This window comes from Amycolatopsis sp. NPDC049868 (assembly GCF_044461365.1).
Classification (GTDB): domain Bacteria; phylum Actinomycetota; class Actinomycetes; order Mycobacteriales; family Pseudonocardiaceae; genus Amycolatopsis.
In genome coordinates this window covers 488,957-504,088 of sequence record NZ_JBITKV010000004.1, presented here as the reverse complement: position 1 = coordinate 504,088, position 15,132 = coordinate 488,957, and the positions used below count along the sequence as shown (strand labels likewise).

General features: G+C 70.1%; 14 protein-coding genes. 4 read left to right on the top strand and 10 right to left on the bottom strand.

From position 1 onward, the window contains the following. Positions 1-50 precede the first annotated feature (50 nt). Entirely contained in the window at positions 51-731 is a 681-nt protein-coding gene (locus tag ACIBTM_RS20830) for an HAD family hydrolase (protein ID WP_395878697.1), read from the bottom strand. 178 nt (positions 732-909) lie between these two features. On the opposite strand from ACIBTM_RS20830, the gene ACIBTM_RS20825 reads away from it, so the two are divergent. Beyond that, positions 910-1,809: a PAC2 family protein gene (locus ACIBTM_RS20825; protein ID WP_395878696.1), complete on the top strand. Its 900-nt coding sequence runs from the start codon at positions 910-912 to the stop codon at positions 1,807-1,809. An 81-nt stretch (positions 1,810-1,890) separates the two neighbouring features. Here ACIBTM_RS20825 and ACIBTM_RS20820 read toward each other — a convergent pair whose 3' ends face one another. The 3 genes from ACIBTM_RS20820 to ACIBTM_RS20810 are packed head-to-tail and all read right to left on the bottom strand — an operon-like array spanning position 1,891 to position 4,544. Beyond that, positions 1,891-2,715, bottom strand: a complete 825-nt coding sequence (locus tag ACIBTM_RS20820; RefSeq protein ID WP_395878695.1) for a metallophosphoesterase family protein — start codon at positions 2,713-2,715, stop codon at positions 1,891-1,893. 15 nt (positions 2,716-2,730) lie between these two features. Then, the gene (locus tag ACIBTM_RS20815) at positions 2,731-3,969 is read right to left on the bottom strand and encodes an MFS transporter (RefSeq protein ID WP_395878694.1); all 1,239 of its coding nucleotides are present in this window, start codon (positions 3,967-3,969) and stop codon (positions 2,731-2,733) included. Beyond that, a complete protein-coding gene (locus ACIBTM_RS20810; protein WP_395878693.1) occupies positions 3,966-4,544 on the bottom strand; it encodes an ArsR/SmtB family transcription factor in 579 nt (192 codons plus the stop codon). The genes ACIBTM_RS20815 and ACIBTM_RS20810 overlap by 4 nt, the downstream gene beginning before the upstream one ends. 151 nt (positions 4,545-4,695) lie before the next feature. On the opposite strand from ACIBTM_RS20810, the gene ACIBTM_RS20805 reads away from it, so the two are divergent. Then, the gene (locus ACIBTM_RS20805; protein WP_395878692.1) at positions 4,696-5,163 is read left to right on the top strand and encodes a MarR family winged helix-turn-helix transcriptional regulator; all 468 of its coding nucleotides are present in this window, start codon (positions 4,696-4,698) and stop codon (positions 5,161-5,163) included. A gap of 152 nt (positions 5,164-5,315) precedes the next feature. After that, positions 5,316-6,923, top strand: a complete 1,608-nt coding sequence (locus ACIBTM_RS20800) for an ABC-F family ATP-binding cassette domain-containing protein (RefSeq protein ID WP_395878691.1) — start codon at positions 5,316-5,318, stop codon at positions 6,921-6,923. Positions 6,924-6,995: 72 nt separating this feature from the next. Here the strand turns inward: ACIBTM_RS20800 and mshC are convergent, their stop codons facing one another. The 4 genes from mshC to ACIBTM_RS20780 form a co-directional block, all read right to left on the bottom strand. Further along, the gene (gene mshC / locus ACIBTM_RS20795; RefSeq protein ID WP_395878690.1) at positions 6,996-8,234 is read right to left on the bottom strand and encodes a cysteine--1-D-myo-inosityl 2-amino-2-deoxy-alpha-D-glucopyranoside ligase; all 1,239 of its coding nucleotides are present in this window, start codon (positions 8,232-8,234) and stop codon (positions 6,996-6,998) included. Positions 8,235-8,309: 75 nt separating this feature from the next. Continuing rightward, positions 8,310-9,074, bottom strand: coding sequence for a MerR family transcriptional regulator (locus tag ACIBTM_RS20790; protein WP_395878689.1), 765 nt, complete (start codon positions 9,072-9,074; stop codon positions 8,310-8,312). A 19-nt stretch (positions 9,075-9,093) separates the two neighbouring features. After that, complete coding sequence (locus ACIBTM_RS20785) at positions 9,094-11,052, bottom strand: hypothetical protein (protein WP_395878688.1); 1,959 nt, start codon at positions 11,050-11,052, stop codon at positions 9,094-9,096. Continuing rightward, positions 11,049-12,446 (bottom strand): sigma 54-interacting transcriptional regulator, encoded by a 1,398-nt coding sequence (locus ACIBTM_RS20780; protein WP_395878687.1) that lies wholly within the window; start codon positions 12,444-12,446, stop codon positions 11,049-11,051. The genes ACIBTM_RS20785 and ACIBTM_RS20780 overlap by 4 nt, the downstream gene beginning before the upstream one ends. Before the next feature lie 305 nt (positions 12,447-12,751). On the opposite strand from ACIBTM_RS20780, the gene ACIBTM_RS20775 reads away from it, so the two are divergent. Further along, positions 12,752-13,549 (top strand): hypothetical protein, encoded by a 798-nt coding sequence (locus tag ACIBTM_RS20775; protein ID WP_395878686.1) that lies wholly within the window; start codon positions 12,752-12,754, stop codon positions 13,547-13,549. A 9-nt stretch (positions 13,550-13,558) separates the two neighbouring features. Here ACIBTM_RS20775 and ACIBTM_RS20770 read toward each other — a convergent pair whose 3' ends face one another. Both ACIBTM_RS20770 and ACIBTM_RS20765 read right to left on the bottom strand, forming a co-directional pair. Further along, positions 13,559-14,179 (bottom strand): VC0807 family protein, encoded by a 621-nt coding sequence (locus ACIBTM_RS20770; RefSeq protein ID WP_395878685.1) that lies wholly within the window; start codon positions 14,177-14,179, stop codon positions 13,559-13,561. After that, on the bottom strand, positions 14,176-15,060 hold the full coding sequence (locus tag ACIBTM_RS20765; RefSeq protein WP_395878909.1) for an alpha/beta fold hydrolase: 885 nt from the start codon (positions 15,058-15,060) through the stop codon (positions 14,176-14,178). Before ACIBTM_RS20765 ends, ACIBTM_RS20770 begins: the two co-directional genes overlap by 4 nt. Positions 15,061-15,132 lie beyond the last annotated feature (72 nt).

The window sequence follows — 15,132 nt, the reverse complement described above, 5'->3', positions numbered from 1 at the left end:
AGCATCACCGACCGCACCGGGTGCGGTCTAGCGGAAACGCGACATGGCGGTCAGGGCAGGAGCGCGGTCAGCGCCGCCACGTCGAGCCCGACCAGCGACGTGCGGAACACCCGCCGCTCTCCCGGTTCGACGTCGACGTCGTTCGGGATCACCACCACCGTGCAGCCGGCGGCGGCCGCGGAAGCCGCGCCAGGCGGTGAATCTTCGATCGCCACACACCGGGAAGCCGGGACTCCCAGCAACTCCGTGGCCAGCTGATATGGCCTCGCGTCCGGCTTGTTCAGACCATCGACCTCGTCACCGCAGACCGTGGCGGCGAAGTACTCGCGGCCGATCGTGTTGAGCGCGAGTTCGGTCAGCGACCGTTCGGTGGAGGTGACCAGCGCCATGGGAACGCCGTTGGAGCGCAACAGTTCGAGCAGCTCCTGCGCGCCCGGACGCCACGGGAGGGGACCGTCGAAGAGGTTGGCCGTGCGACGGCGGATCCACTGCCCCATCTCCGCGATCGACTCGGACGTGACCGGCCTGGCGCACACTTCGAGCAGGAACGCGGCCGTGTCGTCCATATTGGACCCGACGAGACTCAGGCGCTGTTCCTCGGTCAGGGTGCCGCCGAGGCTTTCGACGGCTTCGTAGAGCGCGACGTCCCACAGCTTCTCCGAGTCGACCAGCGTGCCGTCCATGTCCCACAGCACGGCGGCGAGCCCGTCCGGTGTGGACGGTTCGGTCACGGTTCCCCCTCACGATCGGTCAAGCCTTCCAGAGCCCACGGTAGCCGAGACGGATTCACGTCGACGGCCAGGTGGTCGCCCGAAATGTCGTATTGCGTCGGCTCCGCGCGGTTCGCCCCCGCGAAACGCCACCGGACATGCCCAACGGCACACGGCCGCCTGGTCGTAGGCTGGTCCGGTGAGTGAGCCCGTCGACGAGACCCAGCGGCCCGGCCGCGACCACCCGGATGACACCAAGCCGATCATGATCGTCGCCTTCGAAGGATGGAACGACGCAGGTGACGCGGCCAGCCGGGCGGTCGAGCATCTCCAGCTCAACTGGGATGCGACACCACTGAGCGAGCTGAGTCCTGACGAGTACTACGACTTCCAGGTCAGCAGACCGACCGTGCGTATGGTGGACGGCGTCACCCGGCGGGTCGACTGGCCGACCACGCGGCTCTCGGTATGCCGCCCGGAAAGCCTCAGCCGGGACATCGTGCTGGTCCAGGGGCCCGAACCGAATATGCGCTGGCGCGCCTTCTGCGCCGAACTGCTGGAGCACATCCAGCGACTGGAAGTCTCCACCGTCGTCACCCTCGGCGCGCTCCTGGCCGACACCGCGCACACGCGGCCGGTCCCGGTCACCGGGACGGCGTACGACAAGGACACCGCTTCGCAGTTCGGGCTGGAGCTGAACAACTACCAGGGACCGACCGGCATCGTCGGGGTCTTACAGGACTACTGCGTGCAGGCGGGTGTCCCGGCGGTCTCGATCTGGGCGGCCGTGCCGCACTACGTCTCGCATCCGCCGTCGCCCAAGGCCACGCTGGCGCTGTTGCACAAACTCGAAGACATCCTCGACGTCGAGATCCCGCTCGGCGCCCTTCCCGAGCAGGCGGAGGAGTGGCAGCGGACGGTCACCGAGATGGCCGAGGAGGACGAGGAGATCAGCGAGTACGTCCGGGGACTCGAGGAGCGCGGCGACGCGGAGACCGAGTTCACGCTGGACGACGTCAGCGGGGACAAGATCGCGGCCGAGTTCGAGCGGTACCTGCGGCGTCGCCGTCCCGGCCAGGACGGTCCCGGCCGGGTCTGATCGCGTCCCGTCAAGCGCTATGAACGGTCCGTTCCTTGCAAATTTCGCAAGGAACGGACCGTTCATAGCGTTCGGGAGGGGTCAGAAGATGCGCCGCAGCGGGATCGGCCCCCGCGCCCGCTTCCGCCACTCACGCGGATAGCCGAGCGAGACCTCTTCGAACCGCACCCCGTCCGCCGCCGTGGAGCGCGGGATGTGCAGGTGCCCGTAGACGGCGACCTCGGCACGGAAGCGCAGGTGCCAGTCCTCGGTCTCGGTCGTCCCGCACCACAGCGCGAACTCCGGGAAGTACAGCGGTTCGGTCGGGTGGCGGTGCAGCGGCCAGTGCGACATCAGGATCGTCCCGTGGTCCTCGGGGATCGCCTCCAGCCGTTCCGTGCTGATCTTCACCCGGTCGGCGCACCACGCCTGCCTGCTGGGATACGGATCGGGGTGCAGGAAGAACTCGTCCGTGCACAGCACGCCCGCCTCGCGCGCCTGCTCGATGGCCGCCAGCATCGGCAGCCCGTCGGCCAGCGGGGTCCGCCAGCTGTAGTCGTAAAGGACGAACAGCGGCGCGATCGTCAGCGGCTTCTCCTGGTGCTCCCATACCGGGTACGGGTCCTCCGGGGTGAGGACGTCGATCTCGCGGCAGCGTTCGACCAGATGCTCGTAACGCGCCTGTCCGCGCAGCTGACATTCGTCCTTCTGGGTGGTCCACAGCTCGTGGTTGCCGGGTACCCAGACGACCTTCGCGAAGCGTTCGCGCAAGGTCTTGAGCACCCCGATCACGGATTCGGCGCGTTCGGCGACGTCACCGGCCACGAGCAGCCAGTCGTCGGGGGTCCGGGGGACGACCTCGTCGACGAGCGGGGCGTTGCCCTCATGGGTGACGTGGAGGTCGCTGGTGGCGAAGAGATGCGGCACTCCACCACCGTAGCTTCACCCGGTCCGGGGAACCGCCGGAATAGTGTCACCGCGCAGCCTGCCCGACGCCGACACACCCAGCACGATCAACGCCGAGACGGCGTGCAGACCCGCCTGGACGTTCAGCAAGACCCCCGTGCCCAGCACGTTCAGCAGCCATCCCGTCAGCAGAGCGCCCAGCGCCGTGAACCCCGCGGTCCCGGCGAAGACGGTGCTCAGCACGCGGCCGGAGCGTTCCGGGGACGCGGCGGTCTGGACCAGCGAGAGCAGCCCGGACCCGGCGAGCACCCCGGGTGCGCCGACCAGCCCGAAGAGCCCGATGAAGACGCCCAGCGAAGCGGTCAGCGCGGGCAGGTTCCAGATCACCGCCGACAGCAGGCCGAGCGCGAGCCCGCCCCAGCCGAGCAGAGCGGCGGGCGCGACCTTGCGGGCGACGGTGGCGACGGCGAATCCCGCGGCCAGCCCGCCGAGTGCCTGCACGCCGCGCAGCAGGCCGACGTCGCCTTCGGTGCCGTCGAGGATGTCGAGTACGAAGACCACGAACAGCACCAGGAACATCCCCTGCGCCAGTGACGTCAGCACCACGACGACACCGGCGAGGCGAAGGCGTCCTTCGCGGCCGATCTCGCGGAGCCCGTCGAGCCAAGCTTGCAACACCGGCTCGTGCGGTCCGGCCGCTTTCGGCGCGGCGACGCGCCGGAACGGGCGCACCAGCAATGCCGAGCCGATCACCAGCACGCCGAGATAGGCGACCACGACCCAGCCCAGACCGCCGAACCCGAGCAGGAGCCCGCCCGCCCAGCCACCGGCGAGCCGCGCGACGCTGCCGTTGATGCTCATCAGGCCGTTGGCGCCGATCAGCTCGCCGGGGGCGACCAGTTCGGGCACGAGCGCGTTGCGCGCGGGCTCGAACAGCGAAGCCAGGCCCGCCTGCGCGGCCATCACCCCGTAGATCACGTACACCGGGCCGCCGGACGCGACGAACAGCAGCGGCAGCGCCACGAACGCCTGTCCCGCACACACCACGCACAGCACGAGCCGCCGGTTCCAGCGGTCCGCGATCACACCGGCGACCGGGCTCAGCAGCACCGCGGGCACCAGGCCGAGGACGATGCTCAACGCCGTGGTGGCCGCCGAACCGGTCGCCTGGAAGACGAACACCGGCAACGCGATCTGCAGCATCCACTCCGCGGTCTCGGAGAAGAAGGCGGCGATCCACAACCGCGCGAAGGCGGGTTCCCTCAACGGTTTCATCTGCCCGGCTTCCCCTCGGCGTCGATGCGGAGGAACGCCCGCAGTCCCAAGTGGACCGGGAGCGCCTCCGCGGGAGCGTCTTCACGGATCGCGCCGACGTAGGGCCGCACGAGCGCGTCGATCCGCTGGACCAGCTCCGCCAGCTCGCCGGCGGTCACCCGCAGCGAGTAGTTGTTGATCCCCGACGCGTCCTGCCACTCCTTGCCGAGCCGGTCGGCTGCGTCGAGATAGCGCTCGGTCAGCTCCTTTTCCCGCGCGAGAGTGGTTCCCACGACCGCCAGCTGCGCCCCGTGCAGCTCCGGGTCGTCACCGAACTCGATGCCGACCTGGCACGCCCGCCACGGCCGCTCCCGCCCGTCCTCCCCCTCGACCCGCTCCACGAGGCCGTGCCGCGCCAGCTGACGCAGATGCCAGCTGCAGTTCGAGGCGGTCGAGCCGACGGCCGCCGCGCACTCGCTCGCGGTCCGCGGGCCGACCGCCATGAGGTGGTCCACCAGCGCCGACCGCAGCGGATGCGCCAGCGCCCGCATCAGCTCGACGTCTTCGATCCGCTTGCGCGGCGGTAACCCGGCCATCGCCCGATCCAATCTGAAAGATATCTTTCGAAAGTTCCCTTTCAGATTTACAGGTGGCCGGAACGATGTCAAGCCGCCTCGATACCCTTGCCTGGGAAGTTGCTGCACAACGCAGCAACTGCGTAGCGCACTTACTGTCCAAGGGAAGCACATGCCTGACCAGCGAGAACTCGCCACCGCGGCGGCTTTGGAGATCCCCCGGTTCGTCAGCGCGACCGTCCTGTTCCAGACGGCCATGGCGGAACGGCTCGGGATCAGCCCGACCGAGCTGCACGGGCTCCAGCTGGTCATCAGTGGTGCCGCGACCTCGCCGACCGGGCTCGCACGGGCGCTCGGCATGAACACCGGCGCGGTGACGCGGATGCTCGACCGCATGGAGACGCGGCGGCTGGTCGAGCGCGTCCCCGATCCCGCCGACCGTCGGCGTCTCGCGATCCGCCCGCTCCCCGACCGGCTCGACGACGTCGCCGACCTCTACTCCCCCATGGCCAGGTTCTTCGGCGACCGCCTCGGCAAGCTCGACCGGCGCCAGCTCGCCGCGCTGCTCGGCGTCATGACCGACGGGCGCGTGTTCGCCGAACAAGAGGCCGCTCGCCTGCGCTCCGAAAAGAGGACTTGACTAACGCTACAGGTGTTGCGTTAGACTCTTCGCATCATGGACAACTGACATCGCGCCTTCCCCGCCCCGAGGCGGCTTCGGTCGAGCACCGCTCCCGTAAGCCACGACGCCCGGCGGGGTTCCCCATGTCCGAAGAAACCCGGTGATGTCGTATGTCTCTTTCCCTGATCGCCAAGGACCTCGTCCACTCCTACGGTGCCCGCGTCGTCCTCGACGGCGTGAACCTGACGGCTTCGGCCGGGCAGCGACTCGGACTGGTCGGCGAGAACGGCGTCGGCAAGTCCACGCTCCTGCGTCTGCTGGCCGGGGTCGAAGAGCCGCAGGGCGGCGAGGTGATCCGAGGCGACGACCTCGGATTCCTCCTGCAGGAGCTGCCTTTCCCGCTCACGGCGAGGTTCTCCGACGTCATCGACGACGCGCTCGCCGAGATTCGGCGAGCGTCCGCGAGGCTCGACGAGCTGACCGAGGCGCTCGCCCGGCACCCGGACGACGCCGCCGTGCTCGACGAGTACGGCACGGTGCTCGAATGGGCCCAGGCGCACGACCTGTGGGACGCCGATCGGCGCGCCGAGGTCGTGTGCGCGGGGCTCGGACTGGCCGGGATCGACCCGGCGCGCGAACTGGGCACGCTGTCGGGCGGCCAGCGGTCGCGGCTCGGCCTCGCGGCGTTGCTGATCCGGCGGCCGGGCACCTTGGTCCTGGACGAGCCGACGAACCATCTCGACGACGCCGCGATGGAGTTCCTCGAACAGCATCTCGCTTCGCTGACCGGTGTCCTCGTGCTGTCATCGCACGATCGCGTGTTCCTCGACGCGGTGTGCACCGACATCGTCGACCTCGACCCGGCGCTGGGCGGCCCGACCCGGTACGGCGGCACGTATTCCGACTACCTGGACCAGAAACGGGCCGAGCGGGCGCGCTGGGAACAGCGCTACGCCGAGGAACAGGACGAGCTCAAGGAACTGCGTGAATCGGTGGCCGTCACCGCGCGCAACGTCGCGCACAACCGGCCGCAGCGTGACAACGCCAAGATGCTCTACGACTTCAAGACCGGGAGGGTGCAGAAGCAGATCTCACGCCGGGTCCGCAACGCCCAGCTGCGGCTGGACGAACTGGAACGCGACCAGGTGTGGAAACCGCCGGCGCCACTGCGGTTCCAGGGCGATCTGACCGGAGAGCCCGGCGAAGGGAAGACGGCGATCTCGGTACGGGACATCGAGATCGCGGGGCGACTCCGGCTGGCGACCCTGGATGTCACGACCACGTCGAGACTCCTGATCACCGGCGGCAACGGCGCCGGGAAGTCGACGCTGCTGTCCGTCCTGGCCGGCTCGCTGACCCCGGACTCCGGCACCGTCCTTTCCGGACGCGGGGTGCGGATCGGCCTGCTGGCACAGGACGTCGTGTTCGACGAGCCGGAGAAGACCGCTCAACGGACCTACGCCGAAGCCCTCGGCGAGAACGCTCCCCCGTTGCGCGGGCTGGGGTTGCTGGCACCGCGTGATCTCGGGACCCGGGTGGGCGCGTTGTCGGTCGGGCAGCGGCGGCGGCTCGCGCTGGCGCTGCTCATCGCCGACCCGCCGGAGGTGCTCCTGCTGGACGAGCCGACGAACCACATCTCGCTCACCTTGGCCGAGGAGCTGTTCACCGCGCTCGATTCCGCGCCGGGCGCCGTCGTCATCGCGTCTCACGATCGATGGCTGCGGCGGGACTGGGCGGGTGACCACCTCCGGCTCGAAGCCGGCCGCGTCGCCGTGTAGGGCGTTATACGGATGTCAGGAAAGGGTCGTTCAGGACAAAAGATGTCCTGAACGACCCTTTCCTGACGTTCCTCAGAGCTCGATGCCGAGCAGCGCGTCGACCGCGTTCCGGATCAGCCCGGGCGCGGCCGGGTCGGTGCCGGAGCGGTTCAGCGCCTGCTCCACCCAGGCGTCGACGGCCGCGAGCGCCTTGGGCGTGTCGAGGTCGTCGGTGAGACGGTCACGCAGACGCGCGACGGTGTCCTCCGCCGCGGGGCCCGTGCCGAGAGAGACCGCTTCGCGCCAGCGCGCCAGCCGCGCTTCGGCGTCCGACTGCAGCTGCGCGGTCCACGGCCGGTCCTCGCGGTAGTGGCCGGAGAACAGCGCGAGCCGGATCGTGCCGGGGTCGACCTTGTCGGCGCGCAGCCGCGAGACGAACACGAGGTTCCCGCGCGACTTCGACATCTTCTCGCCGTCGAGGCCGATCATCCCGGCGTGCACGTAGTGCCGCGCGAACGGCCTGTCCCCCGCGACGGCCTCCGCGTGCGCGGCGCTGTACTCGTGGTGGGGGAAGATCAGGTCCGAGCCACCGCCCTGGACGTCGAAGCCGAGGCCGAGGCGGTTGACCGCGATCGCGCTGCACTCGATGTGCCAGCCGGGCCTGCCCGCGCCCAGTTCGGACTCCCACGACGGCTCGCCGGGGCGCGCCATCCGCCACAGCAGCGCGTCCAGCGGGTGCTGCTTGCCGGGGCGGTCCGGGTCGCCGCCGCGTTCGGCGAAGAACTTCGCCATGGTCTCGGCGTCGTAGTTCGACTCGGAACCGAAGTGCCCGGTCGCGTCGTGGTCGAAGTAGATGTCCGGGTATTCCGCGTCGTCCGCGCGGTAGGCGCTGCCGTTGGCCAGCAGCTTGGCGATGACCTCGACGATCTCCGGGATGCTCTCGACGGCCCCGACGAACTGCCGCGGCGGCAACACCCGCAACGCGGTCATGTCCTCCCGGAACAGTGCCGTCTCGCGCATGCCGAGGACGACCCAGTCGTCCTTGTCGCGCTCGGCGCGTTCCAAGAGGGGCTCGTCGATGTCCGTCACGTTCTGCACGTAGTGGACTTCGTGCCCGGCGTCCCGCCACAGGCGGTTCACCAGGTCGAACGTCAGGTACGTGGCCGCGTGCCCCAGATGGGTGGCGTCGTACGGCGTGATGCCGCAGACGTACATCCGGGCGGTGGGCCCGGGCGCGGTGGGACGGATCTGTCCCGTCGCGGTGTCGTGGAGCCGCAGCGGACGGGGGGTGCCGGGGATACGGGGCACGTCGACCGATGACCAAGTCTGCATACCTCGACTGTAAGCGGAGCCGCCGCGCCGTTCCCGCCCGGTGGGAGACCAACACGGCCGGAGTAACCGGACTCGCTATCCGGCGGCCCGGTCCGCGTTGGCGTGGACGGCGTCCCGGATGTACTCGCCGAGGCCAGGCCGCTGGTCCGGCTCACGCACCAGGAAACCGAGCTGGACCGGTTCGGTCGCGTACAGCCCGGCGAGCTCACGGTGCGTCGCGAGGTCGCAGTCACCCATGAACGCCGCGAGCATCCGGCGGTGTTCCTCGGCGAGGTCCATCGCCGAGGAACTGCCGGCGGGCGCGCCGGAGTCGAAGACGGCGAGCAACCGCCGGACCCAGTCCTCCCGGATCTTCTCCGCCGCGAGCCATTCCTCCTTGGACCGCGGCACGGCCGCCGCCCGCCAGTGCGGAGTCTCACCCCATCGGCGGACGGCTTCCTCCGCGTAGCCCTCCGGCTCACGGAACTCGCCGAAGACCTCGAAGCGCTCCTCCGGGGTCAGCGCGGCGCCGACCTCCTTCGCCGCGATCACCCGCTCGACGGATTCGGCCATCCTCGTAAGCTCGCCGATCCGGTCGGCGAGCAGCGCGCGCTGGCGCCGCAGGTGCTCCAACGCGTCCACACCCGGGTCTTCGATCACCTTCGCGATCGTCTCGAGGCCGAACCCGAGTTCCCGGTAGAACAGGACGCGTTGGAGGCGGTCGAGGTCGTCGTCGCTGTAGCTGCGATACCCGGCGGCCGTCCGCCCGCTCGGGGACAGCAGGCCGATCTCGTCGTAGTGGTGCAGCGTGCGCACGGTGACGCCCGAGAGCGCCGCGACCTTCCCGACCGAGTACCCCATCGGCTCAGCGTAGGTGAGTTCAGCGCTTCCTGGTCCGCAGGTAGTCGCCGACCACGGCGGCACCGAGCCCGTCGAGGTCGGGAGCGACCACCCGGCCCCCGGAGCGGCGGGCGAGCAGGTCGACGAACTCCGTCAGCCGCGGGTCGTCCCCGAGGCGGAACACCGTCACCGACGCGCCCAGCTTCGCCATCCGGTCCACTTCGGACAGGGTCTTCAGCAGTGTCCTCGGCTGGGGCGGATAGTCGAATTCCGCCGATCCGTCCGGTTCCAGGTGCGCGGTCGGCTCGCCGTCGGTGACCATCAGGACCACCGGCTGCGCGTCGGGATGCCGCCGCAGATGGCGTCCGGCCAGGAGCAGGGCGTGGTGGGCGTTGGTGCCCTGTTCCCAAGCGCCTTCCAGGCCCACCAGCTCGGCCAGTTCGACTGACGTCGCGTAGCGGCCGAAGGTGATCAGCTGGAGAGCGTCGTTGCGGAACCGGGTGCTGATCAGCTGGTGCAGCGCGAGCGCCGTCCGCTTCATCGGCAGCCAGCGCCCCTCCTGCACCATCGACCACGAGGTGTCCACGAGCAACGCCACCGCCGCGCGAGACCGGTGCTCGGTCTCGACCACCTCGACGTCGGAAACGTCCATCCGGACCGATCGCTCCCCCACCGAAATCGAGCGCAGGACGGAGTTGCGGACCGTTCTGGAGACGTCCCACGGCTGCATGTCCCCGAACCGCCACGGCCTGGTGGCGCCGGTCGGCTCGCCCGCGGCGCCGGCGGACTCGGTCTCCCGCTGCCCGGTCTTGCCGCGCAACGCGTTCACGACGTCCGCGAGCGCCGTCTCGCCCAGCCGTCGCAAAGCCTTGGGAGACAAGCGAAGCGTTCCATCCGGAGCACGTTCGAAAAGGCCTTGCCGCCGGAGCTCGCGTTCCAGTTCGGACAGCCGCCGCGCGTCGACGCCGGCGTCCCGTCCGAGCTGGCGTTCGAGCGCGTCTACGTCGATGTCCTCCAGCCTCGCGCCCGGATACGACTGGCCGAGCTGTTCGGCCAGCGCGTCCAGCTCGGCGAGATCGGACATCGCCCTGGCGCCCTCGCCGAGGCCCAGCGGATCGTCGCCCCGGAAGCGCCCCGAGGATGTCCAGTCCTCACCGGGCCGCAACGCTCTCAGCTGAGCATCCAAAGTGGACAGTTGCTGCGCGAGCCGCGGGTCGCCGAACGCCTGTTGGGACAGTTCGGCCAGTTCGGCTCGCTGTTCCGGGGTCATCGAGTTCAGCATCCGCTGCGCGGCCGCGGCGCGAGCGGCGAGGACGTCGATCAGCTCTTCGACGTTCTTCGGGTTCTCCGGGAAGAACTCGCCGTGCTCACGCATGAACTCCGCGAACCGCTCGGGGACGTCCTCACGGCCCTGGGCGTGCGCGGCCAGGAGGTCGTTGAGGTCGGCGAGCATGCGGTTCGCCTGCTCGACCTGCTCAGGGCCGGCGTTCCGCAGCGCCTCCTTCATCCCTTCGAAACGGGAATCCAGCAGCTCACGGCCGAGCAGCTCGCGGATCTTCTCGTAATTCTCCCTGCCCTCTCGCGAACGCCAGTCGTACTCGGCGAGTTCGCGCACCGCCGCGGCCGTCCCCGGCGGCAACGCGTCCAGCTGCGCCTCGCGGAAACGGGCGTCGTCGTCCGGATCGGGGAACAACTCGCGGCGCTCGGCCTCCAGCGCCTGGTCGAGAAGCCGCTGGACCTCTTGAAGCGTGCCGTCGAGCCGATGCCGACGCTGGATCTCCGACCGGCGCTGCCAGAGCCGCCTGGTCAGCTCGTCGAGCCCCGCGGTGCGCGGGGTGCCGCGCCTCAGCAGCTCTTCGAGCGCGGACCGGGGCGAGGCGCCCGCCATGACGTCGCGGCCGATCTCGTCGAGCGCGTCCCGCAGATCCGCGGGCGGCGCCAGCGGATCCGGGCCGTCGTGCCACGGCCCGTACGAATAGCCCTCAGGGAGGAAACTCATCGGCCGTAGACGGTCGTCGAGTCGTCCGAGTCCTTGGCGAGTCTCCTCGACAGGAACAGGGATTCCAGCGCCAGCTCGACCGCGGCCGCGATCCGCCCCGCCGGTTCGTCCGGCGCGACGCCCGCACGCGCCGCGACGTCGTGCAGGACCGGCAGTTCCGGCAGCGCGGCGAGGACGTCCTTACCGGGTACACGTTCCCCGGTGGCCACCAGATGCCCGGACTCGACGGCGTCGGCCAGCGGCAGCAGGTCCAGACCGGCGAACCGCGAGCGGGCCGTCTCCGCGACCGCTCGGCGCAGCAGGTGCACGAGGTGTTCGGTCTCGCGCCCCTCCTCTCCTGGCTCGAATTCGAGCTTGCCGCGCAGGACGGCGGGCACGGCGTCGAGATCGACCGGGCGCGCCACCGCGGGTTCCTCGCCGGTCAGCGCGGACCGGCGCAACGCCGCGGCGCCGACCGTTTCCGCCGCCGCGACGGCGAACCGGGCCGAAACACCGGACCGCTGGTCGATCACCGGCGACTCACGCAGGTTCCGCACGAACCGGGCGAGCACCTCCAGCAACGGCTCGCCGACCTCGGCGACCAGCCGCGCCTCCTGCCGGACGACCGCGATCTCCGCCTCGACGTCGAGCGGGTAGTGGGTACGGATCTCGGCGCCGAACCGGTCCTTGAGCGGGGTGATGATGCGGCCGCGGTTGGTGTAGTCCTCCGGGTTGGCCGTCGACACCAGCAGTACGTCCAGCGGCAGGCGCAAGGTGTAGCCGCGCACCTGGATGTCGCGCTCCTCCATCACGTTCAGCAGCGCGACCTGGATGCGCTCGGCGAGATCCGGCAGCTCGTTGATCGCCACGATGCCGCGGTGGGCGCGCGGGACGAGTCCGAAGTGGATGGTCTCGGGATCGCCGAGGCTGCGGCCTTCCGCGACCTTCACCGGGTCGACGTCGCCGATCAGGTCACCGACCGAGGTGTCCGGTGTGGCCAGTTTCTCCGTGTACCGCTCGTCCCGGTGGCGCCAGGTCACGGGCAGGGCGTCGCCGAGTTCGGCGGCGCGGCGGCGCGACTCCGGGGTGATCGGGTCGAGCGGGTGCTCGCCCAGCTCGGCGCCCTCGATCACGGGCGTCCATTCGTCGAGAAGTCCCACGAGGGTACGCAGCAGCCGGGTCTTGCCCTGGCCGCGTTCGCCGAGGAGGACTACGTCGTGGCCGGCCAGCAGCGCGCGTTCCAGTTGCGGCAGCACCGTGCGCGAGAAACCGACGATCCCGGGCCAGGCGTCTTCGCCCGCCCGGAGCTTGGCAAGCAGGTTGTCGTGCAGTTCTTGGTTGATCGACCGCGGCAGGTGACCCGCCGCGCGGAGGTCCCCGGCGGTCCGGGGCAGGTTTGCGGGAACATCGTTCACCCGTTCGACGCTACGTCGCGGGCGTGGCCGCTGTCGACGTGAAGCAACTCCAGCTCCGCATCAACCGTTCGATGGAGAGATCTTCAAAGATCGGTTGATGCGGCGACGGTGTCCGCCCTGGAGGCTTGACGTATGCCCGAAACCCACCTGTGCCGGCCGCGGACCGCCCGTTCTGATCGGATCGCCCCGATCGCCGACGGCGCCCGTCCGCCGTAGTCGTCCGCACGTTGAGAAGAGGAGAAGTCAAGCCGGGGTTAACCCGCCCATTTCCTGGTTTCACTGAAAGCACGACTAAAATCAGTCCGGTGTGCCGTCCTAGTGCGACCCTCGCGGTCTGGTCTTCGGCGTGGCTGAACGGAGCCGCGGCCTCCGACGACGTCCTTGACGCCCTGCAGGTCTGGGGTGAAGCCCACGACTTCGTCGCCGCGGACGCGGCGGCCGCCGAGGCGTTCGACCTGCCACTCGCGTTCAACCGGGCCGCGACCCCGGTCCAGCTGCTGCTCGCCCTCCGTTCGCAGGGGGCGAAGAGCATGCAGCTGCTACTCCCGGTGCCAGGTGACGTGCGCGGGCTGGGCGGCGGCGGTCCGTTCGCCGAGGCCGCGCTGCGGACCGGCGAGGCCGTCGTGCTGCCGGAGCTCGGCTACGGAGTGGTCCCCGAGGCGATCGCCGAAGGTCTCATGCGGTGGACCGTGTACTCGGTGCCCATGCCGGGCGTGCTCGAGTACCGCCCGCTGGGCGAGGCCGAACACGGCCTGACCGACGCGATCCGCGCGAGCGCGGGTGCGTTGCAGGCGCTGGACGTGGCCAGCGAACGGCCCGGGGTGCGGGCGGAGCTCTCGGCCCGGCTCCGAGCGGCCACCGACGCGCCCTGGCCCGCCGGAATGCCCAACCGGGCGCTGCGGGTGCTCCAACGGTCCCAGGAGATCGCGGCGATCCTCGCCATCGCGGAATCCGACGATCCGGGCGGCGCGCTCTCCTCGTCGGCGGCGCTTCGGCGGGCGGAGGCCTTGCGGCCGCTGACCGAAGCCGTCCGCAACGCCCGGTGCGCGGCGATCAACGAAGCGGTGCGGGTGTTCGCCGAGCAGGCGGACAGGCACCCATAGCCGGGTGGTTCACGCGGCCACGGTGTGCTTCCGCAGGATCCTTTCGGCATACCGGGCGGACCACAGCGAGAGCCCGCCGATGACAGCGAGCAGCAGGAACACGCTGAGCGCGTTCATCACGTCGGCCGACAAGGTGTAGACCAGCGGCACCCGGACCGCGGCCTCCAGCAACAGCGCCACTCCCCACACCGCGGACATCCGGGTGAACGCCCGCCGGAAAGCGGGGACCTCGTCGCCGAGCCGTTCGATCTCCGCGCGTTTCGCCGCGCTGGAACCGGCCCGCACGGCGACGAGCACCATGGGCGTGCGCCCGAAGCAGCTCAGCAACAGCACGATCGCGGCGGTCGCGGTGGCGAAGGATTCCTTCAGCAGCAGGAACTTCGCGTCACCGGTGACCAGCGAGAGCACGAGCCCGACTCCGAGCACACCGGCCAGCAACGCGGCGAAGCCGTCGAAGGACCGGTCACGGACGGCGACCCACGCGATCCGCGCCGCGGCCACACCCGCCCCGGCCAGCAGCGAAACCTGCTCGCTCTGGCCGGCGAGCCGGAGCCCGTAGTAGGCGGCCAACGGGAGCGCGACGTCCCAGAGGAGCAACGACAGCGTGGGGTTCTTGCCGCGCGCGGTCACGAGCCCGCTTCGCAGTCGGCCAGGAACCTCAGGACGCGCGCGTTGACCTCGGCCGCGGATTCACCGGCGATGGCATGGGTCGCCGACGGCCACAGTTCGACCTGTCCCCGGGCCAGGAGATCGCGGGCGCGGGCGGCAGCGCGGTCCGGATCGTGGATGACACTGCGCCCGGCGATCAGGGCCAGCACCGGCATCCGCAGTGAGCGCAACTGCGCGTCGGTGAACAACCTGGGCGACGGCAGGGCGATGCGGAAGGTCCGCATTCCCTCGTCGATCACCCGCGCGACCGGATCCGTGGCGTCGATTTCCGCGCCACCGGAAATCCAGTTGAGGAACGAAGGGCGGGCCCATCGGCTGACACCGGGGATCACGGCGAGGGTGGCGCGGATGACGAGTCCCGCGGTCAGGCCGCCGAAGGTCAGCACGGGGTCGATCACGGTGAGCGACCTCAGCCGGTCCGGCGCCCGCACCGCGAGGTTGGTGGCGAGCCAGCCACCGAACGAGTACCCGATCAGGTGCACGGACGACAGGTCGAGTTCCGCGAGCACCGTGCTCAGCCACGCGGCTTGATCCGCACCGTCGCGGATCGGGACGGTCTGTTCGCTGCGCCCCGGCTCACCGATGAGGTCCACCGCGAAGACCTCGCCGTGCCGGAGCAGCGCGGTGAGGTTGGGTTCCCACATCACCGCGGTACCGGCGCGACCGGGCAGCAGCACGATCGGTGTCCCGCCCGGCTGCCCGAACCGGTACACGCGCGCCACCCCGAACGACGTCTGGATGTCGTGCACACCGGCCGGCGCGGGCAAGGCCGCCAAACCTCGTTCATAGACGGCCTCGTACTCGGCTCGCGCCGCCGACGAGGCGAAACCGCCCACCTTCATTCGCACCCCTCCTCTTTACGGTACGATCGGATTGTAAACAGTTGGTGAGAAGTTTGCAATCCGATCGGACTG